Origin of the sequence: Thioclava sp., from assembly GCF_048263065.1 — a bacterium.
Lineage (GTDB): Bacteria > Pseudomonadota > Alphaproteobacteria > Rhodobacterales > Rhodobacteraceae > Thioclava.
In genome coordinates this window covers 159,786-186,582 of sequence record NZ_JBLXEM010000005.1, presented here as the reverse complement: position 1 = coordinate 186,582, position 26,797 = coordinate 159,786, and the positions used below count along the sequence as shown (strand labels likewise).

The window sequence follows — 26,797 nt, the reverse complement described above, 5'->3', positions numbered from 1 at the left end:
GTTACTCATCCCTTACCCCTGACGCCCGAACAGCCCGTTGGGCCGAACCAGCAAGACGATCACCATCAGCAGGAAGATCACGGTATTGGCGGCGGGGGCGTAAAACACCTTGGTGATGCCCTCGACCAGACCTAGCGAGAACCCGGTCACCACCGCGCCCGCAATCGAGCCCATTCCGCCGATCACCACCACCGCGAAGATCACGATGATCAGATTGGCCCCCATCAGGGGGCTGACCGAATAGATCGGCGCAGCCAGCACACCCGCAAGACCGGCAAGCCCGGTGCCAAAGCCAAAGGTCAGCATGACCATTAGCGGCACGTTGATGCCAAAAGCTTTCACCAGTTCGGGGTTTTCCGTGCCCGCGCGCAAGCGCGAGCCGATCCGCGTGCGCTCGATTATGTACCAGACCACGAAACACACAATGATCGAGAAGATAATCACGAACAGGCGGTATTTCGGGAACATCATGAAGCCAAGGTTCACCACCCCGCGCAGACTTTCAGGCATACCCGGATAGGGCGTTCCCGAGGCGTTGAAGAAGTTGATGAACAACCCTTGCAGCACCAGCGTGACGCCGAAAGTCAGCAGCAGCGAATAGATCGGGTCGAGTTTATAGAGACGACGCAGCATGAAGCGTTCGATCACCATCCCGAAACAGGCCACCAGCAGCGGCGCGATGATCAGGGCGGGCCAGAAGCCGATATGCAGCGCATCCAGCCCCACCCATGCCCCGGCATAGGAATACAGGATCAGCGCCAGAAACGCGCCCAGCATATACAGCGCGCCATGAGCGAAATTGACCACGTTCAGCAGGCCAAAAATGACCGCTAAACCAAGGCTTAGCATGGCGTAGAACACGCCGTTATTGAGGCCCAGCATACCCTGGGCGAGGATCAGTCGGATCATAGGGTCCATGTTCGGTTTCCCTCCTTACACGCTCAGGTAATGGTTGAGACGGTCCATGCTGGACTCGACATCGGCGGACTCGATCGTATCAACGACCTCGCCATGTTCGATGACGTAATGGCGATCAGCCAAAGGCGCGGCAAAGCGGAAGTTCTGCTCCACCAGCACAATCGTATAGCCGCGCGATTTCAGGTCGCGAATGACCCGGCCCAGCGTTTTCACGATCACGGGGGCAAGCCCCTCGGTGATCTCATCCAGCAGCATCAACCGCGCGCCAGTGCGCAGGATGCGCGCAATGGCCAGCATCTGCTGCTCGCCGCCTGACAGGCGCGTGCCCATGCGTTTGCGCACATTGGCGAGGTTGGGGAACATCTCGAACAGTTCCTCAATCGACATGCCATCAGCCCCCACGGCGGGCGGCAGCATCAGGTTTTCTTCCACGTTGAGCGAGCCAAAGATGCCGCGTTCCTCGGGGCAAAACCCGATCCGACCATCGGGCGTGATGCGATGGGCAGGCTTGGTGATGAACTCTTCGCCGTTGATCGCAATCGAGCCGGTGCGGCGATCGACCATGCCCATGATCGAGCGCAGGGTCGTCGAGCGCCCTGCCCCGTTGCGCCCCAGCAGCGTGATCAACTGCCCCTCGGCCAGTTCCAGATTGATCCCGTGCAGCACATGGGATTCGCCATACCACGCATGCAGGTTTTCGATTTTCAGCATCGGTTTGGTCAGCGTTGCGGTGCTCATACGGTCTCCTCCTGCTCATCGGCAGAGACGCCCATATAGGCCTCCATGACTTGCGGATTTTTCGACACAACCTCATAGGGTCCCTCGGCCAGAACCTCGCCGCGCGCGAGCACGGTGATCGTGTCGGCCAAATGCGCGACCACGCCAAGGTTGTGTTCCACCATGACAATCGTGCGCCCCTCGCGCACGCGTCCGATCAGATCGGTGACGGTGCCGACATCTTCAGTGCCCATGCCCTGCGTTGGCTCATCAAGCAACATCAGCTCGGGCTCAAGGCCCAGCGTGGTTGCGATTTCCAGCGCGCGTTTGCGCCCATAGGGCAGTTCGACGGCGCGCAAAGCGGCGTAATCGGCCAGACCCACCCGCTCCAGCTGCGCCATCGCCTGCGCATCCAGATTGTGCAGCATCGCCTTGGAGCGCCAGAAATGATAGCTCACCCCCAGCCCGCGCTGTAGCGCAAGGCGCACATTTTCCAGCACAGTCAGGTGGGGAAACACGGCGGAAATCTGGAACGAGCGCACAACGCCCATATTTGCGATTTCAGCGGGTTTCTTGTTGGTAATATCGGTGTCGTTGAACAAGATCTTGCCCGAGCTGGGCGTGATGAACTTGGTCAACAGGTTGAACATTGTCGTTTTGCCCGCCCCGTTAGGGCCGATGATGGCATGGATCGAGCCGCGCTTGATGCGCAGATCAACCCCGTTTACAGCCACGAACCCACCAAAGTTTTTGGTCAGGTTGCGCGCCTCAAGGATCGTGTCGTTCATAGACTAGCCTTCGCACTGATACGCGTGCGGGGGCGGCCCATCGGCGCGCCCCCGTCCGGGTTTGGTTGGCTTACTTGTTGACGAGCGGGCAACCGCCCTTCGCAAGCGAAGCATAGGCTTCGTTGCCCGGAATCGTGCGGACCACATCGGCCACATCCCACGGATCGGTGCCGCCTTCTTTGACTTTGAGTAGATACATGTCGTGCTCAAGCAGGCCGTCCTCACGGATCATGCCGCCCTTGGCAAAGAAGTCGTCGATCTTGGCTTTGCCAAGCTGCTCGCGCACCTTGTCGGGATCATCCGTGCCAGCAGCCTTGATCGCATTCAGATAGGCCATGGTGAGCGAGTAATCCGCGGCATGCGGGAAAGTCGGAGCCTCGCCGCCCGAGAATTTCTCGTATTCCTCTTTCCATTTGCGCGACGCGTCATCTTGGTTCCAATACCAAGCCGACGTGAATTGCAGCCCCTTGGCGACATCGGTGCCCAGCGATTTCACATCCGAGATCAGCACCAGCATGCCCGCAAGCTGCTGACCGCCCTCGACGATGCCAAACTCATGCGCTTGCTTGATCGCGTTGACGGTATCTTGACCCGCATTGGCCAGACCGATCACCTTTGCGCCCGAGCTTTGCGCTTGCAGCAGGTAGGACGAGAAGTCACTCGTGCCAAGCGGCACGTCCGAGCTACCCACGACTGTGCCACCGAGACTATCGATCACTTCGCTGGTGTTCTTTTGCAGCGCATGACCAAAAGCATAGTCAGCGGTGATGAAATACCAGCTATCGCCGCCTTCCTTGACGACGGCCGTTGCGGTGCCAACGGGCAGCGCATGGGTGTCATAGGCGTAGTGGATGCCATATTTCGTGCAATCCGCACCGGTTAGCGCGCTTGAAGCCGCGCCGACATTAATCGTGATGACTTTTTTGTCAGAGGCCAGTTTCTGCACCGCAAGACCGACCGCCGAGTTGGTCAGGTCGGTAATCATATCGACATGATCTTCGTCGATCCACTGACGTGCTGTCGCCGAACCGACGTCAGCCTTGTTCTGGTGGTCAGCCGCGATCACTTCGATCGGCTTGCCCAACACGGTGCCGCCGAAATCACGCACTGCCATTTTCACGGCATCAACAGCGCCCTTGCCCGAAAAGCCGGTCGAGTAAATGCCCGACATGTCGCCGAGCACGCCGATCTTGACGACCCCATCCGAAACCGCATCCTGCGCCAGCGCACCCTGTGCAGCCAGCATCAGCGCCGCAGCACTTACCCCTGCGTAAATCTTTGATTTCATGAATTTTCCTCCCGTTTTCATGATCGAGCGTGACGATGGACCAGATCTGGACCTACATCAAGCCTGTTCTGTAGCGTCGTCGAAGCCAAAGGCCCGCGCGACGTTTTATGGTTGTCTGTCCTCCAGCGCGCGTCCGTTTTTCTCCTCCGGTCACGCGCTACGTGCGTTACAAAGCCAGATCAGCAGCGCAGGTTTCAACCCCTTCACACCAATTCTCTTCCCGTGCGCAGTAAATTTTATGTAACAGCCCGGGAAATGGGCGGTTCGGCCAATCTGACTAAAAGTGTAGCTGGGAAATCTGTGACGACCATGCCACGAGTCGCGAAGCCGATGTGCGAAAACACCCATACCCGTTCAGGAGAGCCGATGAATTTCGATTGGAACGATCTTCGCTATTTTCTGGCCGTAGCGCGCGCGGGGCGTCTGACTGCGGCAGCGCGGATCATCGGATCGGATCATGCGACGGTCTCACGCCGGGTCGGGGCGCTGGAAAAACAGCTTGGCGCGCAACTGTTTGAACGCAGCCCGCGCGGCTATGCGCTGACGGGCGCAGGCGAACGGTTGTTACGCCACAGTGAGCAGATCGAAAGCGTCGCGGCCAAGGTGCATGACGATATCGCAGGCGAGCTTTATGCGCTGTCGGGGTCCGTGCGGATCGGCGCGCCAGATGGGTTTGGGGCGTTCTTCCTTGCGCCGCGTCTGGCCGATTATGCCCGCGACAACCCCGATCTTGAGGTGCAACTGGTTGCCACCCCGCGCATTTTCAGCCTCTCCAAACGCGAGGCTGATATCGCCATCACCCTGTCACGGCCCGAAAAGGGGCGGCTGATTTCGCGCAAGCTGACCGACTACACGCTGCATCTTTACGGCGCGCCCGAATATCTGGACGCCCATCCCGTCACCGATACCGAAACCTTGGGCCAGCATCTGCTGATCGGCTACATCCCCGAGCTGATTTACACGCCCGAGCTGGATTACCTGTCGCTGGTGATGGGCGATCACGTGCCCCAGCTGTCCTCAACCAACCTGTTTGCGCAGATGCGTGCGGTGGCAGCGGGCAAGGGTCTGGGGATTTTGCCCGATTTCATGGCCCATCACAGCCCCGAGCTGATTCCCGTGCTGCCCGAGCAGATCGAAATTCGGCGCTCGTTCTGGCTGGTGGCCCATCAGGATTTACGCGACAGCGCGCGGGTGCGCACCACGATGCGCTTTATCGCCGATCAGGTGGGGGCGGCGCGCGCCGAGTTTCTGCCCGACACGCCGCGCCCCGATCAAAGATAATCGGATCGCTGCAACCCGTATTTCGCCATCTTCTCGTTCAAGGTGCGGCGCGGCAGGCAAAGTTCTTCCATCACCGCCGCGATCGACCCTTTATGGCGGCGCATCGTGTTGTCGATCAACATTTTCTCAAAGCTCTCGACATATTCTTTCAGCGGCTTGCCCTCGGTCGTGATCGCTGCCGGGCCGGTGTCTTCGTCATCGGCCATCAACAGCGAAGCAATCGACCCAGACCCCCGGCGCGATTGCAGCACCGCGCGCTCAGCTACATTGATAAGCTGACGCACATTGCCCGGCCACGGCGCTTGCAGCAGTTGCGCCGCCTCTTGCGCCGTCACTTCGGGCACATCGCAGCCATATTCATCAGCGAATTGTTCCGACATCCGGTTGAACAGCGTTAGCACGTCTTCACCACGCGCACGCAGCGGCGGCAGGGTAATTTTCAACGCGGCAAGGCGGTAATAAAGATCGGGACGCAGCGCATCCTCGACCGTTTTGCCCTCGCCATGGGTGTTGCAGATCGCCACGATCCGGGTCTCGGCAGGCGTGCCCTGATCGTTGATGAATTGCAGCAACCGCGCCTGTAGCGGCTGGCTCAGCGCCTCGACATCCTCAAGACACAGCGTGCCGCCGCGCGCCTCTTCGACAAGGGGCAACCCGCCCTCTTCGACGGGGCCAAACAGTTTGGCAGACAGCGCCTCTTCGGTGAAGGCTGCGCAGGACACCATGACGAATTTCTTGCCCGCGCGCGGCCCCGTGGCATGCAGCGCATGCGCCACCAAAGTCTTGCCCGACCCGGTTTCGCCATCAATCAGCACATGACCATCGGCCTGACTGAGATCAAGCACATCCTCGCGCAGCCGCTCCATCGGTTCCGAAGTGCCGATCAGCTTGCCGATCACCTTTTCGCCCTTGGCCAGATCGCGGCGCAGCGCGCGGTTGTCCAGCGTGGTGCGCCGGGCCTGCGTGGCGCGTTTGGCCAGTTCTGTCATCCGGTCGGGGCTGAAGGGTTTTTCCATGAAATCCATCGCGCCAAGGCGCATCGCCTCAACCGCCATGGGCACATCACCATGACCCGTAATCATGATTACCGGCAGACCGCTATCAATGCCCATCAGGCGCTTGAGAAAGGCCATCCCGTCCATTCCCGGCATCCGAATGTCGGAAATCACAACGCCCGGCCAATCCGCCCCGATCTCCTTGAGCGCATCCTCGGCAGTGGGATAGGTCTCGGTGTCAAATCCCGAAAGCGCCAGCCATTGGCTGACCGATTGGCGCATGTCCTCTTCATCATCGACGATTGCGACCTTCATCATTCTAGCCATATTTTACTCCGCAGCCCTGATGGACCTGTTCTTATCTGACAATAGCGGCAACTGCACTTCGAACACAGCTCCCCCATCCTCAGAGTTATGCGCGGTCATGCGACCGCCAAAATCAGTCACGATGGACGAGGAAATCGCAAGGCCAAGCCCTGTCCCCTCGCCCGGTTTCTTCGTTGTCCAGAACGGCTCGAACAGCTTGTCGAGATCACTGATCCCGGGGCCGTTATCGCGCACGCTCAAAACGGCGGTCTCACCCGCGGTCAGCATCAACTCGACCTGCGGTTCCGCTACCGACTTGGTAGCGTCCAGCGCATTGCGCAACAGGTTAATGATAACTTGCTCCAAACGGATGCGATCTGCCATCACCATAACAGATCCGCGCGGCATCGTACGAATGATGTGCAGCTTGCGCGTTTTCAACTGTGGCTCCATCATCGAGAGCGCCTCGGAAAGTGCTGCGCGCAAATCGACCGGCTCGAACGCCTCGCCGCCTTTGCGGGCGTATGATTTGAGCTGGCGCGTGATCGCCCCCATCCGCCCGATCAGATCGTCGATGCGCTGGAATGAGGACAAGGCCTCTTCGGTGCGCGCGCGCTGCAATAGCAGCTTCGCCCCCGCCAAATAGGTTTTCATTGCGGCCAAAGGCTGATTCAGCTCGTGGCTGACAGCCGCCGACATTTCCCCCAATGCGGCAAGTTTAGAACTTTGCGCCAAGGTTTGCTCGGCTACGGCAAGGTCCATCTGGGCTTTCTCACGTTCAGCAATCTCGCGCGACAGACGCACGTTGAGGGTGCGCAACTCGGCCGATTCGGCGCGCAGGGCCTGGCTTTGGCGCCGCGCACGCCGCGACAGCGCGTAAAATACCAGCGCCAGCAAAATCGCGAACCCCATGATTTCCAGCGCCAGCACCGCATTCACCCGCTCGCGGATCGAATCATAGCTGGTGAAGGCGATCATCTTCCAGCCGCGGAACGGCACCCGTGCCTCGGTGCGCATCACCGCCTGCCCCTGAAGATAGGCATCAGGGGCCTCATTGGCCCAATCGGCGGTGGCTTGCAGAGCACGCTGAATCGCCGTGGGCGCCGAGCGCGCAGCCAAAGCCTGCGCCATCGTCACGCCCCGCCAGCGCGGCTCGGTGGTCAAAATGATTATCCCGGAACTGTCCGTCACCGCCACCGCATCCGAAATGCCCGCCCAAGAGCGCTCGAATTTCGACAAATCCGCCTCAACCACAATCACACCGACGGGGCGATTATCCTGAAGCACGACGCGAGAGTAATCAAACTCGGCCCCGCCCGCCGCATTGCTATTGAGCGAAAAGATTGTATCGCGCGAACGCGTCGCATCCACAAAAAACGCCTCGGTCGGAAAGCTCATCCCGATCTGCGTGCGATTGGTTGAGGCCACCACCCGCCCCTGCATATCCAGCAAGCGGATCGAGGCCACCGCAACCTCTTTGCGCGCCGAAATCAACTGTGCAGATGCGGAGGAATAATTATTTGTATCAAGCGCTTGTATCAGTTGCGGATCGCGCGCCAACAACAGCGGCACGACATTGGTGCGCTGCAACTCGGACATGATATTGCCGGTATAGAGCGCCAGCCGCAGCTCGGCGCGCACACGCGTAGTCTCGGTGAACCGCTGCATCAGCCAGACATTGCTGACCCACATGACCGCCACTGCCAGCACCAGCACCGTTGCCACCGCGATCCGCATCAGCCAGCGGCCACGCACGCGACGCGTACCGGTCCCGGGCTCATCTGCCTCGGGTAATATCAGATCTTGCGATGTTTCATCAGACATAGCGCCAACTTACGCCAGTGCGACAAGCGCGGGCAAGCATGCGCTCTCAGGCGCTTGCCATGATCCCCGACAACGCGCGGAAAAGCGCCGCCCCGTCGGCGCCACCCTGCGCAGGGTCGATCGCACGCTCGGGGTGGGGCATCATCCCCAACACCCGACGATTTGCGCTCAGCACGCCTGCGATATCATCGACCGAGCCATTGGGGTTCTCGACATAGCGAAACGCCACGCGGTCTTCCCCCTGCAATACGGCCAACCCGTTGGGATCAATCTGATAATTGCCATCGTGATGGGCAATCGGAAAGGTCACCTGCGTGCCCACACCGTAGCTGTCCGTATAGGCGCTATCGGCGCTCTCCACGCTCAACGCGACCGGCTTGCAGATATATTTCAACGTCGCATTGCGCATCAGCGCGCCCGGCAACAACCCCATCTCAGTCAATATCTGAAAGCCGTTGCAGATACCCAAAACATAACCGCCCCGAACCGCGAAATCGGCAATCGCCTGCCCCACGGGCGAGCGCGACGCAATCGCCCCGCAGCGAAGATAATCTCCATAGGAAAACCCGCCCGGCACCGCGATCAGATCAATCCCGGCGGGCAGTTCGGTTTCCTTGTGCCAAACCTTGACCACTTGCGCCCCGGCCTTCTCAAAGCCCACGGCCAGATCGCGGTCGCAATTGGACCCGGGAAAGGTGATGACAGCGGCTTTCATCGCGGCGGCTCCTGCTTCCAAGTGTTTGAAATATCCCGGGGTCCGGGGCAGCGCCCCGGCGGGTTCAGACGATCTCGACGGTGTATTTCTCGATCACCGTATTGGCGAGCAGCTTATCGCACATCTGCGCCACTTCGGCCTCGGCCGCAGCCTTATCGCTCGTCGCCAGCTCCAGCTCGATCACCTTACCTTGGCGCACGCCCTCAACGCCCGAAAACCCCAGATGGCCCAGCGCGTGACGCACCGCCTCACCTTGCGGGTCAAGCACCCCATCTTTCAGCATCACATGCACGCGCGCTTTCATCGCCGGGGCTCCTTTAGTTGATCAGGGTCGGTTTGATCTGCGCGGTATTGGTGGGCAAAACGCCCAACCGCCGCGCAACTTCGGTATAGGCATCCGTCAGATTGCCCAGATCGCGCCGGAACACGTCTTTATCCAGCTTCTCGCCGGTCTTGATGTCCCACAAACGACAGCTATCGGGGCTGATTTCATCAGCCACCAGAAGGCGCATGAAATCGCCTTCCCAAACGCGGCCAACTTCGATTTTGAAGTCGATCAGCTTGATGCCAACAGCGTAAAACACGCCAGTCAGGAAATCATTCACCCGCAGCGCCAGCGCGACGATATCATCAAGATCCTGCTGATTGGCCCAACCAAAGGCGATGATATATTCCTCGGGCACCAGCGGGTCGCCCAGATCGTCATTTTTGTAGCTGTATTCCACGATCGGACGGGGCAGCGGCGTGCCCTCTTCCAGACCAAGGCGCTTCGCAATTGATCCGGCGGCAAAATTGCGCACGATCACTTCGAGCGGTACGATCTCCACCTGACGGATCAACTGCTCGCGCATATTGAGGCGTTTGATGAAGTGGTTGGGCACGCCGATATTAGTCAATCCGGTCATGAAATACTCGGACAGGCGGTTGTTCAGCACGCCTTTGCCCTCAATGACTGCCTTTTTCTGGGCATTGAACGCGGTGGCGTCATCTTTGAAATACTGCACCAGAGTGCCCGGTTCGGGCCCCTCGTAGAGCGTCTTCGCCTTGCCTTCGTAGATTTTCTTGCGCCGCGGTGCCATGGCGTCTCCGTTCTCTCTGCGGTCCCTGTCTGCCCGGTCTTGGACGATGCGCGGAACCCTTATTTGCCCTATAGGACAAGCCCGCCGCTGGGGCAAGGCAAACCACGCGCGCCTGCGAGCGCTATCATCGCAGGTTTCGCGCCAGCCCTCTTGCGATGCAGGCCCATGGTGTGCATATCAGGAGGTAACAAAAATCCTTTGGGGGAGACAGCCGATGACCACTTTTGATGATCGCGAAAATGCCTATGAGAACAAATTCGCCCATGATGCGGAGTTGCAATTCAAGGCCGATGCGCGCTGCAACAAGATGCTGGGCGAATGGGCTGCGGGCCTTTTGGGCAAATCCGGCCCCGAGGCTGTCGCCTATGTTGGCGCAGTGGTAACGGCCGATTTCGAAGAAGCCGGACATGAGGATGTCTACCGCAAGCTTGCCGCCGATCTGGAAGGCAAAGCAGATGAAACCACGATCCGCGCCAAGATGGCCGAATGCATGCGCGAGGCGCGCCGTCAGGTTATCGAAGACAACTGATTACAGCTTTAAATGCTAAAGCATACGCCGGACGCCGAGAAATGCGCCCGGCGTTTTCCTTTGCGGCTGTTAAGCGCCTGTGAACGGCTCTGCGCTAGCTTCCTTGCCAAGATTGGATCGGCCGGGAGCAACACATATGGCGCATATCAAACCCGGCAACGCGGCAAGTGGGACGACGCATGTAGCGCCTCTGCGCCTGCCCGGCTGGGGCACGGCGCTGCGGCGTCAGTTTGTTGTCATCGCGCTTTTGTTGGGCTTTGCGCTGATGTTGCGCGAGCGCATCGCAGCGCTTGATTGGGTCGCGATTGGCGCGGCCTTTGCGCAGGTCTCGTGGCTGCAATGGTCCCTCGCGGCTCTGGCAAGCGCTGGCTCTTTCGCGGCTTTAGCCAATTATGACGCACTGTTGCATCGCGCCCTTGGCACTGCGCAGCCCCCCGCACGGGCGCGCCGCGCAGGCTGGGTCGCGATTGCGATTTCTCAAACCGTTGGATTTGGCCTGATTTCAGGCGCGCTGGTGCGCTGGCGGATGTTGCCCGGCCTATCCTTGCGCGAGGCGTCGCGCCTGACAGCAGCGGTCGCAGCCAGCTTTCTGGCGGCGTGGACGTTGCTAAGCGCGCTGGTGCTGATTGCGCTGCCGCTGCCATTGGCGGGAAATGGCGTCTGGGCGGTGCGCGCTCTGGCGGGCGTCGTTTTGCTAGCAGGTGGCGGGCTATGCGTGCTGGCGGTGTTGCAGCCGGGAATGAAAATCGCACGCTGGCATCGGCGCCTGCCGACACTGCCCGTCATGGGGCGAATCATGTGGCTATGTCTGCTTGATACGGCCTTTGCCGCGCTCGCTTTATGGGTCTTGTTGCCTACAGGTAGCGGGATCGGGGCGCTCGCGCTCTATCCGGCCTTTCTGATCGCGCTTGGGGTCGGGTTCGTGTCGGGGTCGCCCGGCGGGGTCGGTCCGTTCGAAGTGACGCTGCTGGCGCTGCTTCCCCAAAGCGAAACCGCCCCGCTGATGGCGGCCATCCTTGCGTGGCGGCTGATCTATTACGCGGCGCCAGCAATGCTGGCGATGGCTGCATTGGTGCTGGCAGGTTGCACCCAAACCGAGCGCGCGCCTCCGTCACTGGTGCCCCCCGCGCTGACGCCGCAATTGGCCCGATTGGTCGCACAAGCCAACCAGCCAGAGCTGGGCTTGCTGCGCCAAGGCGAACATATGGTCCTGCTAAGTCCTGATGCGCAGGGGGGCTGGATGATCTGGCGCACGCCGCAAGCGCTGGTCGCTCTACTCGACCCTTTCGGATCAGCCAGCATTGCGCAATCGTTGACGCAGTTGCGTTCGCAGGCGCACGAGCAAGGGCGCATCGCCTGTGCTTACAAGCTTGGCCCGCGCGCAGCCGCCATTGCCCGCGGGTCAGGCTGGCATGTAGCGCCGGTGGCGATGGAATGTTGGCTTGAGCTTGCGGGCTTTACGCTTGAAGCGGCCGCGCGCTCCGGCTTGCGTCGCAAGCTGCGCAAGGCCAGCAAAGCCGGTGTGATCTGCGCGCTTGAACAAAATCCAAAGCCTTATGAGTTAACCCAAATCGCGAGGCAATGGGCGCAAGCGCGGGGCAGAGAGCGCGGCTTTTCCATGGGTCGCTTCAGCGCGGATTATGTCGCGCAGCAGGCCGTGATCATAGCACGCCAGAACGGCGCAATCATCGGTTTTGCAAGCTTTCACACCGGCCACACCGAATGGGTGCTGGACCTGATGCGCCCTGCCCCGAATGCCCCTAATGGCACGATGCACGCGTTAATCTTGGCGGCGGTTAACGCCGCCCGTGCAGCGGGCATTAAGCGCGTTTCGCTTGCCGCTCTAGCGCCACGCGCCGCCGATATCGACGGGCCTGCGCGCAAGATCTGGGACCGCGCCGAAAAGGGTGCAGGGGCGGCCGGGCTGCGCCAATTCAAAATGGGTTTCGCACCCCGCCTTAGCCCGCGCTACATCGCCGCGCCCTCGTGCGGGGCACTAATGCTCGGTGCGGCGGACATTGCGCGCGCGATCCATGCGCCCCCTGCCCTGTGCCCCCCTCCCAAACACCACTCTCTAAGCCAAGCGAGGGGCGAAATCATTCGCCCGCGCGCGCGCCATTCAAATCTGGCTCACGTTCATCATGAAGGAAAGGAATTTGCCAATTGCCTCCCCGCGTGGCAGGACAGAACAAAAGGCCGCCTTGTCGCGCGCCCGCAACGCCATGAAACACGAGGCCACAATGACCGACGCGCTAAGCCGCCTTCTGGAAACCCGCGATTGGCTGATGGCCGATGGCGCGACGGGCACCAACCTGTTCAACATGGGGCTGTCATCTGGTGATGCGCCCGAGATGTGGAACGCCGATGAACCCGCCAAGATCAAAAAGCTGTATTCGTTGGCGGTCGATGCGGGCTCGGATATTTTTCTGACCAACAGTTTTGGCGGCAATGCCTCGCGGTTGAAACTGCATGATGCGCAAAACCGAGTGCGTGAATTGAACCGCCTAGCCGCCGAAATTGGGCGCGATGTCGCCGATGCGGCGGGCCGCCCGGTGATCGTGGCGGGCTCAATCGGGCCAACGGGCGATATTTTCGCGCCGATGGGCACGCTGACCCACGAACTCGCCGTAGAGATGTTTCACGAACAGGCCGAGGGGTTGAAAGAGGGCGGCGCAGATGTGCTTTGGGCCGAAACGATCAGCGCGCCCGAAGAATACAAGGCCGCTGCCGAGGCCTGCCATCTGGCCGGCATGCCGTGGTGTGGCACGATGAGCTTTGATACCGCCGGGCGCACGATGATGGGGCTAACTTCGACCGCGATGGTGGGGATGGTCGACAAGCTGGCGCATCCGCCGATGGCGTTTGGCGCCAATTGCGGGGTCGGCGCGGCTGATCTTTTGCGCACAATCCTCGGTTTTGCCGCAACTGGCACCGAGCGCCCGATCATCGCCAAAGGCAATGCGGGCATCCCGAAATATGTCGATGGCCATATCCATTACGACGGCACGCCCGAACTGATGGGCGAATATGCGGTGATGGCCCGCGATTGCGGGGCGACGATCATCGGCGGCTGTTGTGGCACGATGCCCGATCACCTGCGCGCAATGCGCGCCGCATTGGAAAACACTCCGCGCGGAGAACGCCCGACGCTTGAGGCGATTTCAGAGCGGCTCGGCGGATTTTCCTCGGAGGATGACGGTCTGGGCGAAGGCGGCGCAAAGCGCGAGCGGCGCGGTCGGCGTCGCAGCTAGGCGGCGCGTAGGTTTCGGGGGCAAGATGCCTCCGGCGGGAGTATTTCTTGCTAGATGAAAAGGCCCACCGAAGATTTTAATCTTCGGCGCGGCGCAGAGTGAGTGATGAAACCAGTATTAGAACAGTTCAAGCTGATCGCCCGTGCGCGGGGGCAAGTGGAACTGCGTGCAATCCAGATCGGGCAGCGCGCGCGCCAGCCCCAGCCGCTTGCACGACAGCGCGAAACGCTGTGCGAGCAGCTCGGCCATCTCGCCCTCCCCCTTCATGCGCGCACCAAACCGCGGATCATTCAGCTTGCCGCCGCGCATGTCGCGGATGCGCCCAAGCACCTTTTCGGCCTGACCGGGGCGGTGGCGTTGCAGCCAATCGGCAAACAGCGGCGCGACCTCGTGGGGCAAGCGTACCGGTATCATCGAGGCGGCTTTGGCCCCAGCCCGGCGCGCCTCGGTCAAAATTGCCTCCAGCTCGTGATCGGTGAGACCGGGGATCATCGGCGCGGCCATAACGCGCACCGGGATGCCAGCGCGCGAGAGTTCGCGGATCATCCGGATTCGCGTCGGCGGGCTGGGGGCGCGCGGCTCCATCGCGCGGGCAAGGCTGGCATCAAGCGTTGTGATCGAGATACCGACCTGCACCAGACCGGCAGCCGCCATGTCGCCCAGCACATCCAGATCGCGCAAGATCAACGAGCCGCGCGTCACAATGGCGACGGGGTGGCGATGGGCGGCCAGCACCTCAAGCACACCGCGCATCACACCCCATTTTCGCTCGATCGGCTGATAGGGGTCGGTATTGGTGCCGATCGCCATCGGGCGCACGCTGTAGCCGGGTTTGCGCAGCTCCGATTCCAGCGCGCGCGGGGCATCGGGGCGTGCAACCAGTCGGGTTTCGAAATCCAGCCCCGCCGACAGGCCCAGATAGCCGTGACTGGGGCGGGCAAAACAATAGATGCATCCGTGTTCGCAGCCCCGATAGGGGTTGAGCGAGCGATCAAAGGGCAGATCGGGCGAGGTGTTGCGCGCAATCACATTGCGCGTGCGCTCGACACTGACCTCGGTGCGCGCCAGACGCTCTTCCTCGGGAATGTCCCATCCGTCATGTTCGGGCGCCCGCGCATAGGGTTCAAACCGACCCTCAGGCTGCGCGGCAGCACCGCGCGCGCGCAGGCGCAGGTTGGGATCACTGGGTGGCAGATCAAATGGCAGACTCATACTGTTAATCTAGAACAAAATAGGAACGCTTGCCAAGACGCCACCGCATAACAGCGCGTGAGGTCGCATGAAACACCGCGTATGTCGCAATTCGCCAAGACTTGACGGGCCACGCGCCCCACCAAAAGGTTAAGGCGGCTATCAGGAGATCAGGCACATGGCCGAAGACAACGAAGACATCATCCTCTCCGAGCTCGACGATGCCGAGCTGACCGCGCAGATGATGGACGACCTCTACGACGGTCTCAAGGAAGAGATCGAAGAGGCCACCCATATTCTGCTGGGTCGCGGGTGGACACCCTATGACATTCTGACCAAGGCACTGGTCGCGGGCATGACGATCGTGGGGCACGATTTCCGCGACGGTATATTGTTTGTCCCCGAAGTGCTGCTGGCGGCAAACGCGATGAAGGGTGGCATGACGATTCTCAAGCCGCTGCTGATCGAGACCGGTGCCCCGCGCATGGGCAAGATGGTGATCGGCACGGTCAAAGGCGACATCCACGACATTGGCAAGAACCTTGTCGCGATGATGATGGAAGGTGCCGGATTTGAGATTGTTGATCTTGGGATCAACAACCCGGTCGAGAAATATCTTGAAACTGCCGCCGCCGAAGGTGCCGATATCATTGGCATGTCGGCTCTGCTGACCACCACGATGCCCTATATGAAAGTCGTGATCGACACGATGAAGGAACAGGGCATTCGCGACGATTACATCGTGCTGGTGGGCGGTGCGCCGTTGAATGAGGAGTTTGGCCGCGCGATTGGCGCAGATGCCTATTGCCGTGATGCAGCTGTGGCGGTGGAAACGGCCAAGGCCTTTATCGCGCGCAAGCACAACCAGATGTCAGCGTGAAAACAACGTACTGACGAGTGAAGGTGCGACAATTGAACCAACATTAGGCTCCGATTTTTTTTCATCGGGGCCTTTTCCTTTGGCCTTGAGCGCCCCATACTTAAGGTAATGGAGGGACCGCGTATGCCGCTACCACATTTTCTTCTGTTGATCGTGTTTGTCATCGTGATGGCCGGGGTAACGATTTGGGCGTTTGCCAGTTCGGGCATGCCGATTGCGACGCTGGGATTGATGGCTTTGATTGCGGCGGGCGTGATGCGGTTAATGGCGCGGGTGGAATGACCCAGCCTCCCCGGGATTCGGTGTTGTCCAAGGACGGGCTGGCCCCGCAAGGCTCGGGGCGATTGTTGCTGATCGCCTGCGGTGCGCTTGCGCGCGAGATTTTGGATCTTAAGCGGCTGAACGGGTGGGATCATCTTGATCTGACTTGCCTGCCCGCGATTTTGCACAATTACCCCGGAAAAATCACGCAAGCCGTGGCCGATGCGGTGGCCAAACATCGCGCCGATTACGACGATATTTTTGTCGTCTATGCGGATTGCGGTACGGGCGGGCAATTGTTGGAAAAGTGCAAGGAATTGGGCGTTGAGATGATCTCAGGGCCCCATTGTTATTCCTTTTTTGAAGGTAACGCCGCCTTTGCCAAGACCGCCGAGGATGAAATCACCGCCTATTACCTGACCGATTTTCTGGTACGCCAGTTCGATGCCTTCGTGTGGCGCCCGATGGGGTTTGATCGCCATCCCGAGCTGATAGAGATGATGTTTGGCAATTACGACCGGCTGATCTATCAGGCGCAAACCGATGATCCCGCGCTTGATGCCAAGGCAGCTGAAGCCGCCGCGCGGTTGGGGTTGCGCTATGAGCGGCGCTTTACGGGCTATGGCGATTTGGCCACAAGCCTTGCAGATTTTGCGCATAAACCCGTCACATCGGCATAATCGGCCTTAAGTTTCTCTAAAATCCGCCAAGGTTTGCTTGGCTTTTCGGCCTTGCGGCGATATGTCCAGCCTCAAATTGACGTCGTTAAGCCCGCGCCTCCCCCCGCTGCGGGCCTTTGTATTCCCGGAGAGTCGTATGACCTTTTCAACGTGGCGGACCCAATGGTTCGGCAATGTCCGCACCGATATTCTGTCTGGCCTTGTGGTCGCGCTGGCACTCATCCCCGAGGCCATCGCGTTTTCTATCATCGCCGGGGTGGACCCGAAAGTGGGGCTTTATGCCTCGTTCATGATCGCCACGATTACGGCGTTTTTCGGCGGGCGTCCGGGGATGATCTCGGCGGCGACTGCGGCCACAGCGGTGCTGATGGGCACTTTGGTGCGCGAACACGGGCTTGATTACCTGCTGGCGGCTACGATTTTGGCGGGCGTGATCCAGATGATCGCAGGCTTGCTCAACCTTGGGCATGTGATGCGTTTCGTATCGAAATCGGTGATGACGGGGTTTGTGAACGCGCTGGCGATCATGATTTTCATGGCGCAATGGCCCGAACTGGACCCCTCCAAAGTTCCCCCGATCACCTATGCGCTGGTCGCAGGTGGTCTTGCGATCATCTATCTGCTGCCGCGCGTGTTTCGCACCATCCCCTCGCCGCTGGTGGCGATCGTGGTGCTGTCGGCGATCACGATTGGACTTGGCCTTGGCGATGTGCACACCGTTTCGGATATGGGCGCGCTGCCCGATGAGCTGCCCTCCTTCCTGATCCCCAACGTGCCGTTCAACTTGCAAACGCTGCAAATCATCCTGCCCTATTCGGTTGCCGTGGCGGTCGTAGGGCTGCTGGAAAGCCTGATGACGCAGAATATCGTCGATGAGATGACCGATACGATCTCGGATCGTCGTCAGGAATGTTATGGCCAAGGCATCGCCAATTTCGCGACCGGTTTTGTTGGCGGCATGGCGGGTTGTGCGATGATCGGGCAGTCGGTGATCAACGTGACCTCGGGCGGGCGGCAGCGCCTGTCGACGCTGGTGGCGGGCGTTTCGCTGCTGATCTTTTGCGTTGTGCTGGGCGAATGGGTCGGGCGCATCCCGATGCCCGCGCTGGTCGCGATCATGATCATGGTCTCGATTGGCACGTTTAGCTGGGCCTCGCTGGGTCAGCTTCGCACGATGCCGCTGTCGTCCAATATCGTGATGCTGGCCACCGTGGGCTTTGTTGTGGCCACGCATAACCTTGCAATCGGGGTGCTGGTGGGCGTTCTGCTGTCGGGAATTTTCTTTGCCGGGAAGATCGCGAAGATGACCGATATGACGTCACGCCTGAACGAGGAACACCGCTTGCGCACCTATTACATCAAGGGCCAGATATTCTTCGCCACGGTCGAGGAATTCAACCGCGCCTTTGATTTCCGCGAAAAGCTGGATCGCGTGGTGATCGACCTGACGCATGCGCATATCTGGGATATTTCTTCGGTCGCGGCGCTGGATCGGGCGGTGGGCAAATTCCGCATGCAAGGCACGGATGTGAAGGTCGTGGGCATGAATCAGGCGACGGAAACGATCATCGACCGGCTGTCCAATGGCGGAAAAGCGGTGGTGGATCACTAAAATTCGGGCGCGCGCGATCTCTGCGCGCGCCCTCTAACGCCGCCGCAAGGCCAGCGACACCACGAAAATCGCCGCGGCCGCCGATACGATTGAGGGGCCCGCAGGCGTGTCAAACTGCATTGAGGCCCAAAGCCCCAGCAGTACCGAGGCAACCCCTACCCCCGTTGCGCCAATCGCCATCGTTTCCGGGCTGCGCGCGATCTGGCGCGCGCTGGCTGCCGGGATGATCAGCAGCGCCGCAATTAGCAACGCCCCCACGATCTTGATCGACACCGCCACCGTCAGCGCCAGTGCGACCGTCAACACCAATTGCTCACGCTTGGGGTCGATCCCCGAGGCCATCGCCAACTCGTCATTGATCGTTGATGTCAGCAGCCCCTGCCAACGCCACGCCAGTAGCGCCAGCACCACCGCAGCGCCCCCCCAGACAATTGCCAGATCGGTTTTCGACACTGCCAGAATATCGCCAAACAGCCACGCGCTTAGATCGACGCGCAGCCCTGATTGGAGCGAGGCCGCCAGCAGACCAAAGGCTAGGGCCGAATGGGCCAGCACGCCCAGCATCGTATCCATCGCATGGCCCCGCCCCGACAGCCGCGCTACCGTCAGCGCCATCGCCAGCGCCACGCCCAACGTGCCAATGTAAACCGAGGTGCCAAAGGCGAAACTTAGCGCCACGCCAAGGATCGCGGCATGCGCTGTCGCATCGCCAAAATAGGCCATGCGACGCCACACCACAAACGCGCCCAGCGGGCCAGTTGCCAGCGTCAGGCCAATTCCCGCGATCGCCGCGCGGGCTAGAAAATCGTCAAACATGTTCGTGCTTATGCCCTTCATGGCTGCAAGCGGCGCCCTCTGCGCCCCCTTCATGCCCGTGATCGTGATCATGCTGATACAGCGCGAAGGCCCCTTGCGTGCCCATGCCAAACAGCGCGCGATATTCCGGGGCCTCAGCCACCACTTTCGGCGCGCCCTGACAGCAGACATGCCCGTTCAGGCATAGCACCCGATCCGAGGCCGACATCACGACATGCAGATCGTGACTGACCATCAAAACGGCCGCCCCTGTCTGCGCGCGCACCTCTTCGATCAGCTTGTAAAATGCCGCTGTGCCGGGCTGATCAAGCCCCTGCGTCGGCTCATCCAATATCAGGATATCAGGGTTCACCAGCAAGGCCCGCGCCAAAAGTACGCGTTGGAACTGCCCGCCAGACAGCCGCGCGATGGGGCGCGCCCCAAGCCCCGCCACGCCCGTGCGTTCAAGCGCGGCTTCGGCAAGCTCATTGGAAACGCGCGTGGGCAGCGACAGGAACCGGCGCACCGTTAGTGGCAGGCTGGCGTCAATATGCAGTTTTTGCGGGACATAGCCAATCGCCAGCCCCGGCGCGCGGGCCACCTGCCCCGTCGCGGCGGTTTCGAGCCCGATCAGTGCGCGGATCAGGGTGGACTTGCCCGATCCGTTGGGACCGATCACGGTCACGATCTCACCCTTGGCAATGGTAAAGTTGACGCCCGAGAGCACTTCGGTCGCGCCGTGGCGAACCGACAGGTTTTGCGCGGTGATCAGGTCTTTCATAGCGCGACCTCTGCGCCATCGACACAGCGCGGGCACAGGCCCAAAGCCTCGACCGTGGCGCGTTCGACGGTGAAGTTATGGCGCGCGGCCGCATCAAGCAGCGCGCCGCGCACCTCATCCGCGCCCGCCTCGGCAACCTCGCCACAGGCGCGGCAAATCAAGAAAACCGGCGCATGATCTTCGCCCGGACGCATACAAGCGGCAAAGGCGTTCAAACGACGCACCCGATGGGCCAACCCGTTTTCCACCAAAAATTCCAGCGCGCGATAGGCCACAGGGGGCTGATTGCCAAACCCATCCGCCGCCAGCCGGTCCAGCACCTCATAGGCCCCCATCGCGCGATGCTCTTCGAGCAAAATCTCCAACGCGCGCTGGCGCACCGGGGTCATCCGCGCGCCCTTTTCGCGTGCCGCCTCTTGGGCGCGGTGCAGTGTGCCTGCCGCACATCCCGCATGATCGTGGGTCACGAAAGCGGTCTTGGCAGAGGGCTTGATGTCGCGTTGTTTGACCACAGAAATGTTACCTTATCACATTTTCTCTTGACGTGTGATTTTATAACATACATCTATTGGCGCAGAGATCAAGTTCAGGAGAGACAGATGCGTTTCATAATTCCGTTAACGTTGGCTACGTTTGGCGCCCTTTCAAGCGTTGCCCAAGCCGAGGTGCCCAAGGTGGTGACCGACATTCCCGCCGTGCAATCGCTGGTCGCGCAGGTGATGGGTGATCTGGGCGAACCAACGGTTTTGCTGGGACAAAACGCCGACGCGCATCACTATCAGCTGAAGCCCAGCCAAGCCGGAGCGCTGCAAGACGCGGGGCTCGTTGTTTGGATCGGGCCGCGTCTGACGCCTTGGCTGGAGCGCGCGCTTGACGGGCTTGGGGCGCAAGATCGCGCGCTGAGTTTGCTGAGCGCACCGGGCACGCATGTACGCCATTTCAGCGCCGCTGATGCCCATGATCACAGCGCCGATATGGACGATGAAGAAGATCACGACGCCCATGCCAGCGATGAGAGCGACCATGACGATCACGCAAGCGAAGGCGCGCAAAGCGATGTCGACCCGCATGCCTGGCTTGACCCCGACAATGCAAAAATCTGGGTTGGCTTGATCGCACAGGATCTTAGCAAGCTCGACCCCGAAAATGCCAAAATCTATGAAAGTAACGCCAAGGCCGCGCAGGCACGCATCACCACCATGGATGACCGCCTCAAGGCACAGTTTGCGCCGGTTCAGGACAAGCCGTTCCTTGTGTATCACGCCGCTTATGGCTACCTCGCCGATCACTACGGGCTGCATATCGCAGGCGCATTGTCGCCCAGCGATGCCGCGACCCCCGGCGCGGCCCATCTGGTCAGCCTGCGCAATGAGGCCAATACCGACAAGATCTATTGCGCCTTCCCCGAGGCACAGCATGACCCCAAAATGGTCGATATTCTGGTCGACGGGACGCCGGTGAAACTGGGTGGGGCGCTGGATCCCTCGGGCAGTTCGCTGACCTACGGGCCGGGGCTGTATGAGGCGCTGATGCAAAAGTCCGCCGATACGATCACCGCCTGCCTGTCCTCGCAGGATTGATCTGGGCGGCCATGCGTGCCATCTGCATCCCATGACAGATTGGACCGCATTGATCGAAGAGGCCGGGCGCTGGCGCGCGCTTGGAGTGGACGGGACGGGCGCGATAAGTGCGCAGCGCACCGGCCCCACGCCGCGCCCGCTTTTGCCGGAAACTGAGACAGAGGTGGTGCTGGCCGCCGCCTCTGTCGGGCTTGAACCGCGCGCACTGCCCTGCACGCCGCTACCCGAAACGGCTTGGCCCGTGGCCGAGATCGCAGATCGCGCGCTGCCCGCCCTACCCGGCCTGATGCAAAAACGCCCGTCCGAGCCAATCACCCCGCCCGAAGCCGCGCGCATCGCCGGAATTCTGGCAGGCGCGCCGCAATTTGACGGGGTGGTCTGGATTTGCGGCGCAACGGCGCTTTGGGTGCATGTCTCGGCAGGCGAAGTCGTGAGCGCGACGCGTGCCGGATCGGCGGCGATTCTGGCCGCCCTTGGCGCGCCTTTGCAGGCTGGCGATGAGTTTGACGACGCCTTAAGCGATGCGCTTTCGCGCCCGGAACGCGCCAGCCGTGATCTGGCGGAACTGGCCCTCACCGGACAATCCAGTCGCGCTGCGGGGGCGGTGTTGGGTCTGGAACTCGCCGCAACGCGCCCGTGGTGGCTGGGGCAATCGGTTCTTGCGCTAAGCTCACCCACGGCACCGGGTTGGGGTGAGGTTTGCCTGCGCGCCTTGCAAAGCCAGGGCGCTCAGGTCACCTTAGGCGACGGAGAGGCCGCGCTGATCGCGGGCCTTGCCCAAGCCCGCAACCCAAAGGAGCGCCCGTGACATGACCGATCTGGATCTGTCCGACACCTTTGGGGAAATCGCGCCGCGCTTTGGCCTGAGCCGTCCGGCGGGGCGGTGTTTCGGGGCGATCTGGCGGGCCGCACAAGCGCCCAGCGCCGAGGATTTGGTCGCTCAATTGGGATTGTCGCGTTCCAATATTTCGGTCGCGTTGAAAGAGCTGCGCGCGGCGGGCTTGATCCAAAGCGCACGCACGCCGAGATCGCGCAAAGAGTTTTTCGTCGCCCCTGCCGATCCTTGGGAATTGGCGCGATTGATTGTCGCCGAACGCACACGCCGCGTCATCGGGCCTGCGCGCGATCAACTCGCAGCATTGGAAACCCGCAGCGCCGATCCGCGCGCGGCGGCCCTGTGCGAGGTCCTTGATGCGGTCGCAGGCCATATGGGCGCTTTGGCGCGCCTTGAGGCCCCGGCCTTGTCAAACGAGATTGATGCTGCACGTGGCCCTGCAAATCCCGTTGCCCGCCCCACCACGGCAAAGAAGAAGAAAAAGAAGGCGTCAAAACAACCAAAGCCGTATCGCGAACCTTAAGAACGGCGCGGTAGACTTTGATTTAACAGCAAAAAGGACGCCTCGCAGGGCGCCCTTTTTCATCGCAAAGCCAATCCTCAAACCTATTTGAAATTCCGGCTTTCCTTGAGCTGTTCCCACGCCCAAAGCACCTCTTGCAGCATATCTTCCTGCGACCGATCACCGCCGTTCATATCGGGGTGCATCACCTTGATCAGCGCCTTGTAGGTTTTTTTGATTTCGGCCTTGGTGGTGCTGTCGCGCAGATCCAAAATATCCAGCGCGCGCTTTTCCGTGGGCGGCAGTTTGCGCCCCAGTGAGCGGCCAGGGTTCAACGTGGCATTCACGCCCAGCATCTCGTGGGGGTCGGAAATGCCATGACGCGCCCAGCCTTGTGCCTCTTTCGCCTTGGAAAACGGCTTGGTCGGACGCTCCCACACGGTCGCATTATCAAGGAAATTCTGGAATTCTTCCTCGGACTGACCCTGAAAATAGTTCCAGTTCAAATTATAATCGCGCACATGGTCTTTGCAGAACCAATAGTAATCATCCAACACTTTGGGACTTTTGGGCGCGCGATATTTGCCGGGTTCTTCACAGCCCGCCTGATCGCACACGCGGGTGGAGGATTCAAACGCACCCGACATGCCGCGGCGCCCTTTCGAGCGGCGCTTTTTGTCGGCGGCGGCCGAGATATTGAACCCGAAAGGATCGCTCTTGCTCATGCTTGCCTCTTGTTCTGCCCGATGCCTGACGTCGGTGATGGTGATCGTGACCCACTCAACGAGTCGGGCCACGCAGTTTAGTCGATATGACGCTTTAGGAAAGGGGGGCTAGGCCGGTGAGCGCACAAAAAACGCCAATCGCATAAGATATAGCGGCGGCGCGGGCCTAGGTGTCCCTCAGCTTGGGTGGATAAATAAACGCTAGCACGCGCAGGCCCGTGACAGACCTGAACGCGCTGCTTTAGGGTATGTTTGTGCTATCAGATCAATGAGATAGCACGGATCAAACCCGAACTTTCGCCCGCGCGGCCACGCTTAATCGTCATCGCCCGAGCGGCTTGCACGCAAGCTCGGGGCGCGCCCTTCAGGGGCCTCGGCTTTGAGGCTACGCTCGACAGGCTTGCCCGCCTCACCGATTTCAACGGTTTTTGACGCGAGTTTGGGCGCGTTTTCGACATTGGCGGCCGGGTCATGGTTGCTCAAATGCGCGCCGATCCCCTGCGCGGGTTCCAGCGACAGCGCGCGGCGAAACACCAGCAGGTTGTGATAGACGGTGGTCTTGCCTGTCAGACCGGTGCGCTCTTCGGCAGGCAGGGTCTCGGCGCGCAGATACTCCCAGCCCTGCACGGCCATGTCGTTCATCACGCCCGACAAGGTATGGGCGAACCGCTCCACCCCGGCCTTCAGCCCACGCTCTTTCTCGCCCCGTGCCGGTGCGGGGATCACCTTGTATTCGAACTGCTGCATCTGGCCACCTCAAGCTTTGCCCCTATCTAGCGTATGCGCGCAGCCGGTCAACCGAAACACCTGTGAGGTGGCGGGAACGGGCCGAGCCGCGTGTAACTGAGACAATTGCGGCTCTTGAACCCCTCTCGCTGATGGTCCACAAATCGCGTCAAGCAAGGAAAGGACGCCCGTGATGCTCGATCAGAACGCCAAACCCACTGAAGAGGTTGATATCCGAGAAGTTTTCGGGGTCGATTCTGATATGAAGGTCAAGGCATTCGCCGAAACCAGCGAACGCGTGCCGGCCATCGATTCCACCTATAAGTTCGATCCCGACACCACAATGGCGATCTTGGCGGGGTTTGCCTATAACCGTCGCGTGATGATTCAAGGCTATCACGGCACGGGCAAATCCACACATATCGAGCAAGTCGCCGCGCGACTGAACTGGCCTTGCGTGCGCGTCAACCTTGATAGTCATGTCTCGCGTATCGACCTGATCGGCAAGGATGCGATCAAGCTGGTCGATGGCAAGCAGGTCACGGTGTTCCACGAAGGCATTCTGCCTTGGGCGTTGCGCAACCCGACCGCGATTGTGTTTGACGAATATGACGCGGGGCGCGCGGATGTGATGTTCGTGATCCAGCGCGTGCTGGAGGCCGATGGCAAGCTGACGCTGCTCGATCAAAACGAGGTGATCACGCCGAACCCCTATTTCCGGCTGTTCGCGACCTCCAACACCGTAGGTTTGGGCGACACGACGGGGCTGTATCACGGCACGCAGCAGATCAACCAAGGCCAGATGGACCGCTGGAGCCTTGTCTCGACGCTGAACTACCTGTCCCATGACGCCGAGGTCGCGATCGTTCTGTCAAAGAACCCGCAATACAACACCGAGTCGGGCCGCAAGACGATCAGCCAGATGGTGACCGTCGCCGATCTGACCCGCACCGCGTTCATGAATGGGGATTTGTCCACCGTGATGAGCCCGCGCACCGTCATTGCATGGGCGCAAAACGCGCGCATCTTCAACAATATCGGCTATGCGTTCCGCCTGAGCTTCCTGAACAAATGCGACGAACTGGAACGCCAGACCGTGGCCGAGTTCTACCAGCGTCTGTTTGACGAGGAACTGCCCGAAAGCGCGGCAGCGATCGCGAAATGATACGGGCTCTGGCGGCCATTGCGGTCTCGCTGGCCCCTGCGCTGGCGCTGGCGCAAGAGCCGCCAAAAGCGGGCGATCTGGTCGCGGCACTCAGTGGCGACTGGAACGGCGATGGCCAACCTGATGCTGCATTGATTACGCAGGCCGAGGGCGGAGATGCCGGTTTGAGCCTGTATCTGGGCGACCCGGTCTTTGGGTTAAAGCGCGTGGTTGATCGACCCCACGTGATTTTTTCCGGCCCAATGGGCGGACAAACGCCCGCGCTTTTGCCCGGATCAAGCAGTAGCTTCAAACTGCATCAGGAACAGATCGGCATTGGCCGCACACCTTGGGAATCGACGCTCTCGATTGCATGGCGCAACGGGCAGTTCGTGCTCGCTGGATACAGCTATCAGTTTTACGACCGAATAAATCCCGAACATTATGGCAGTTGCGACGTGAACCTGCTTGCGGGGAACCACGAATTGACGCTCGACGGTAAGACCCAAAAGGGTCGGCAGGACGCACGCGCTTTCCCAATCTCGCAACTCGATGCGGATTACATGCCCAAAATCTGCGCATCCCTTTTTCAGTAAACGAGATGTGAAAAAGCCCGGCCTTTTGACCGGGCGTTTCTGTTTCAAACATCGGGTGGGCTCAAATGTTGACCTTGCCCCATTTCGCCGCCCTGCCCCAAAATACCATGTCATCAAGCAACGCTTTAGCGGGTCCGTTCAGGTGATCGCCCAGTTCTGCAATCGGCGTGCCTTGGCTCGCCTTCACGAAATCCGCGCCACCGATGGTGACTGCGCCGCGCACCGGAACCATGCCGAAATTCACCGCGATGAGGCGTAGATGTTCGACCGCGCGGGCCGCGCCCACGCCGCCATAGCCCACCGTGCCAATCGGCTTGCGATGCCAGCCCTTGAACGCATAATCAAACGCGTTCTTGATCGTGGCCGGGATCGAATGGTTATATTCCGCCGTCAGAACGATGAACCCGTCGCACTCTTCCAGCTTTTTCTCCCATGCCTGAGCGGCTGGGTTGGTCACGGGCTTGGCAGCGGGTGGGGCGACCTCGTCGAAAAACGGCAAGGCATAATCGCGCAAGTCCAGAACCTCATAGGTCAGATCGTCGCGCGCCGCGATTATCCCCTCAAACCACTCCAATGCGCGGTCGGCAAAGCGCCCGTCGCGTGTGGTGCCAACGATGAGTCCGATCTTTAGTTTCTCAGTCATAATGCGGCTCCTTGCTACCGATTCCGTGGAACGGCTTGATATATAGCTCGATTTACAGATAACGCCGCCCTGAGCCATTCCAACCGCAAACTCTGTGCAATGCTGAACCGTGAACGCGCGTCTGCGCATGGAACCTCAGGCCCCCTTGCGGGCGC

29 protein-coding genes are annotated in these 26,797 nt (G+C 60.5%); 13 read left to right on the top strand and 16 right to left on the bottom strand.

The genetic code is table 11. The features are described 5' to 3' along the window. Window positions 1–12: 12 nt before the first annotated feature. From ACN0SD_RS09500 to ACN0SD_RS09485, 4 genes are all read right to left on the bottom strand, one after another. Window positions 13–918 (bottom strand): branched-chain amino acid ABC transporter permease, encoded by a 906-nt coding sequence (locus ACN0SD_RS09500; RefSeq protein ID WP_417808002.1) that lies wholly within the window; start codon window positions 916–918, stop codon window positions 13–15. A gap of 15 nt (window positions 919–933) precedes the next feature. Next, window positions 934–1,656, bottom strand: coding sequence for an ABC transporter ATP-binding protein (locus tag ACN0SD_RS09495; RefSeq protein WP_417808001.1), 723 nt, complete (start codon window positions 1,654–1,656; stop codon window positions 934–936). Continuing rightward, window positions 1,653–2,423: an ABC transporter ATP-binding protein gene (locus tag ACN0SD_RS09490; RefSeq protein ID WP_417808000.1), complete on the bottom strand. Its 771-nt coding sequence runs from the start codon at window positions 2,421–2,423 to the stop codon at window positions 1,653–1,655. The genes ACN0SD_RS09495 and ACN0SD_RS09490 overlap by 4 nt, the downstream gene beginning before the upstream one ends. A 70-nt stretch (window positions 2,424–2,493) precedes the next feature. After that, window positions 2,494–3,711 carry an ABC transporter substrate-binding protein gene (locus ACN0SD_RS09485; protein ID WP_417807999.1) on the bottom strand — a complete coding sequence of 406 codons (1,218 nt, stop codon included), beginning with the start codon at window positions 3,709–3,711 and terminating at the stop codon, window positions 2,494–2,496. Window positions 3,712–4,077: 366 nt separating this feature from the next. On the opposite strand from ACN0SD_RS09485, the gene ACN0SD_RS09480 reads away from it, so the two are divergent. After that, window positions 4,078–4,992, top strand: coding sequence for a LysR family transcriptional regulator (locus ACN0SD_RS09480; RefSeq protein ID WP_417807998.1), 915 nt, complete (start codon window positions 4,078–4,080; stop codon window positions 4,990–4,992). Here ACN0SD_RS09480 and ACN0SD_RS09475 read toward each other — a convergent pair. The 5 genes from ACN0SD_RS09475 to purC form a co-directional block, all read right to left on the bottom strand. Further along, entirely contained in the window at window positions 4,983–6,314 is a 1,332-nt protein-coding gene (locus ACN0SD_RS09475; protein ID WP_417807997.1) for a sigma-54-dependent transcriptional regulator, read from the bottom strand. The two genes, ACN0SD_RS09480 and ACN0SD_RS09475, sit on opposite strands and share 10 nt — an antisense overlap. Window positions 6,315–6,317: 3 nt before the next feature. Continuing rightward, on the bottom strand, window positions 6,318–8,117 hold the full coding sequence (locus ACN0SD_RS09470; RefSeq protein ID WP_417807996.1) for a sensor histidine kinase: 1,800 nt from the start codon (window positions 8,115–8,117) through the stop codon (window positions 6,318–6,320). A gap of 46 nt (window positions 8,118–8,163) precedes the next feature. Further along, window positions 8,164–8,832, bottom strand: coding sequence for a phosphoribosylformylglycinamidine synthase subunit PurQ (gene purQ, locus ACN0SD_RS09465; protein WP_417807995.1), 669 nt, complete (start codon window positions 8,830–8,832; stop codon window positions 8,164–8,166). 64 nt (window positions 8,833–8,896) lie between these two features. Further along, window positions 8,897–9,136, bottom strand: a complete 240-nt coding sequence (gene purS / locus ACN0SD_RS09460; protein WP_417807994.1) for a phosphoribosylformylglycinamidine synthase subunit PurS — start codon at window positions 9,134–9,136, stop codon at window positions 8,897–8,899. 13 nt (window positions 9,137–9,149) lie between these two features. Further along, window positions 9,150–9,911 (bottom strand): phosphoribosylaminoimidazolesuccinocarboxamide synthase, encoded by a 762-nt coding sequence (gene purC / locus ACN0SD_RS09455; protein ID WP_417807993.1) that lies wholly within the window; start codon window positions 9,909–9,911, stop codon window positions 9,150–9,152. A 214-nt stretch (window positions 9,912–10,125) separates the two neighbouring features. Here purC and ACN0SD_RS09450 point away from each other — a divergent pair, with 214 nt between their 5' ends. The 3 genes from ACN0SD_RS09450 to bmt all read left to right on the top strand — a co-directional run bounded on the left by ACN0SD_RS09450 (window position 10,126) and on the right by bmt (window position 13,691). After that, on the top strand, window positions 10,126–10,440 hold the full coding sequence (locus ACN0SD_RS09450) for a DUF1476 domain-containing protein (RefSeq protein WP_417807992.1): 315 nt from the start codon (window positions 10,126–10,128) through the stop codon (window positions 10,438–10,440). 136 nt (window positions 10,441–10,576) lie between these two features. Beyond that, complete coding sequence (locus ACN0SD_RS09445) at window positions 10,577–12,781, top strand: phosphatidylglycerol lysyltransferase domain-containing protein (RefSeq protein ID WP_417807991.1); 2,205 nt, start codon at window positions 10,577–10,579, stop codon at window positions 12,779–12,781. Beyond that, the gene (gene bmt, locus ACN0SD_RS09440) at window positions 12,681–13,691 is read left to right on the top strand and encodes a betaine--homocysteine S-methyltransferase (RefSeq protein ID WP_417807990.1); all 1,011 of its coding nucleotides are present in this window, start codon (window positions 12,681–12,683) and stop codon (window positions 13,689–13,691) included. Before ACN0SD_RS09445 ends, bmt begins: the two co-directional genes overlap by 101 nt. Window positions 13,692–13,808: 117 nt before the next feature. Here bmt and ACN0SD_RS09435 read toward each other — a convergent pair whose 3' ends face one another. Further along, window positions 13,809–14,903, bottom strand: coding sequence for a PA0069 family radical SAM protein (locus ACN0SD_RS09435; RefSeq protein ID WP_417807989.1), 1,095 nt, complete (start codon window positions 14,901–14,903; stop codon window positions 13,809–13,811). Window positions 14,904–15,060: 157 nt separating this feature from the next. On the opposite strand from ACN0SD_RS09435, the gene ACN0SD_RS09430 reads away from it, so the two are divergent. From ACN0SD_RS09430 to ACN0SD_RS09415, 4 genes are all read left to right on the top strand, one after another. After that, entirely contained in the window at window positions 15,061–15,762 is a 702-nt protein-coding gene (locus ACN0SD_RS09430; RefSeq protein WP_417807988.1) for a corrinoid protein, read from the top strand. A 123-nt stretch (window positions 15,763–15,885) separates the two neighbouring features. Beyond that, window positions 15,886–16,044, top strand: coding sequence for a hypothetical protein (locus ACN0SD_RS09425; RefSeq protein ID WP_417807987.1), 159 nt, complete (start codon window positions 15,886–15,888; stop codon window positions 16,042–16,044). Beyond that, window positions 16,041–16,703, top strand: coding sequence for a DUF1638 domain-containing protein (locus ACN0SD_RS09420; protein WP_417807986.1), 663 nt, complete (start codon window positions 16,041–16,043; stop codon window positions 16,701–16,703). The genes ACN0SD_RS09425 and ACN0SD_RS09420 overlap by 4 nt, the downstream gene beginning before the upstream one ends. A gap of 136 nt (window positions 16,704–16,839) precedes the next feature. Beyond that, on the top strand, window positions 16,840–18,315 hold the full coding sequence (locus ACN0SD_RS09415; RefSeq protein ID WP_417807985.1) for a SulP family inorganic anion transporter: 1,476 nt from the start codon (window positions 16,840–16,842) through the stop codon (window positions 18,313–18,315). Window positions 18,316–18,348: 33 nt separating this feature from the next. Here ACN0SD_RS09415 and ACN0SD_RS09410 read toward each other — a convergent pair whose 3' ends face one another. Genes ACN0SD_RS09410 through ACN0SD_RS09400 form a run of 3 tightly spaced genes read right to left on the bottom strand, consistent with a single transcriptional unit; the run spans window position 18,349 to window position 20,403 of the window. Beyond that, the gene (locus tag ACN0SD_RS09410) at window positions 18,349–19,131 is read right to left on the bottom strand and encodes a metal ABC transporter permease (RefSeq protein ID WP_417807984.1); all 783 of its coding nucleotides are present in this window, start codon (window positions 19,129–19,131) and stop codon (window positions 18,349–18,351) included. Further along, window positions 19,124–19,891, bottom strand: a complete 768-nt coding sequence (locus ACN0SD_RS09405) for a metal ABC transporter ATP-binding protein (protein ID WP_417807983.1) — start codon at window positions 19,889–19,891, stop codon at window positions 19,124–19,126. Before ACN0SD_RS09405 ends, ACN0SD_RS09410 begins: the two co-directional genes overlap by 8 nt. Continuing rightward, on the bottom strand, window positions 19,888–20,403 hold the full coding sequence (locus ACN0SD_RS09400) for a Fur family transcriptional regulator (protein ID WP_417807982.1): 516 nt from the start codon (window positions 20,401–20,403) through the stop codon (window positions 19,888–19,890). The genes ACN0SD_RS09405 and ACN0SD_RS09400 overlap by 4 nt, the downstream gene beginning before the upstream one ends. A gap of 87 nt (window positions 20,404–20,490) precedes the next feature. On the opposite strand from ACN0SD_RS09400, the gene ACN0SD_RS09395 reads away from it, so the two are divergent. Genes ACN0SD_RS09395 through ACN0SD_RS09385 form a run of 3 tightly spaced genes read left to right on the top strand, consistent with a single transcriptional unit; the run spans window position 20,491 to window position 22,829 of the window. After that, complete coding sequence (locus tag ACN0SD_RS09395) at window positions 20,491–21,471, top strand: zinc ABC transporter substrate-binding protein (protein ID WP_417807981.1); 981 nt, start codon at window positions 20,491–20,493, stop codon at window positions 21,469–21,471. A gap of 31 nt (window positions 21,472–21,502) precedes the next feature. Next, a complete protein-coding gene (locus ACN0SD_RS09390; protein WP_417807980.1) occupies window positions 21,503–22,279 on the top strand; it encodes a 2-dehydro-3-deoxygalactonokinase in 777 nt (258 codons plus the stop codon). Between the two features lies 1 nt (window position 22,280). Beyond that, complete coding sequence (locus ACN0SD_RS09385; RefSeq protein ID WP_417807979.1) at window positions 22,281–22,829, top strand: GbsR/MarR family transcriptional regulator; 549 nt, start codon at window positions 22,281–22,283, stop codon at window positions 22,827–22,829. Between the two features lie 83 nt (window positions 22,830–22,912). Here the strand turns inward: ACN0SD_RS09385 and ACN0SD_RS09380 are convergent, their stop codons facing one another. Continuing rightward, window positions 22,913–23,533 carry a DnaJ domain-containing protein gene (locus ACN0SD_RS09380; protein WP_417807978.1) on the bottom strand — a complete coding sequence of 207 codons (621 nt, stop codon included), beginning with the start codon at window positions 23,531–23,533 and terminating at the stop codon, window positions 22,913–22,915. A 315-nt stretch (window positions 23,534–23,848) separates the two neighbouring features. Beyond that, on the bottom strand, window positions 23,849–24,280 hold the full coding sequence (locus ACN0SD_RS09375; protein ID WP_417807977.1) for a DUF4177 domain-containing protein: 432 nt from the start codon (window positions 24,278–24,280) through the stop codon (window positions 23,849–23,851). A gap of 172 nt (window positions 24,281–24,452) precedes the next feature. On the opposite strand from ACN0SD_RS09375, the gene cobS reads away from it, so the two are divergent. Both cobS and ACN0SD_RS09365 read left to right on the top strand, forming a co-directional pair. Continuing rightward, window positions 24,453–25,424 (top strand): cobaltochelatase subunit CobS, encoded by a 972-nt coding sequence (gene cobS, locus ACN0SD_RS09370; protein ID WP_417807976.1) that lies wholly within the window; start codon window positions 24,453–24,455, stop codon window positions 25,422–25,424. Next, window positions 25,421–25,999 carry a hypothetical protein gene (locus tag ACN0SD_RS09365; RefSeq protein WP_417807975.1) on the top strand — a complete coding sequence of 193 codons (579 nt, stop codon included), beginning with the start codon at window positions 25,421–25,423 and terminating at the stop codon, window positions 25,997–25,999. The genes cobS and ACN0SD_RS09365 overlap by 4 nt, the downstream gene beginning before the upstream one ends. A gap of 61 nt (window positions 26,000–26,060) precedes the next feature. On the opposite strand, the gene ACN0SD_RS09360 is transcribed toward ACN0SD_RS09365, so the two are convergent. After that, the gene (locus ACN0SD_RS09360; RefSeq protein ID WP_417807974.1) at window positions 26,061–26,642 is read right to left on the bottom strand and encodes an NADPH-dependent FMN reductase; all 582 of its coding nucleotides are present in this window, start codon (window positions 26,640–26,642) and stop codon (window positions 26,061–26,063) included. Window positions 26,643–26,797 lie beyond the last annotated feature (155 nt).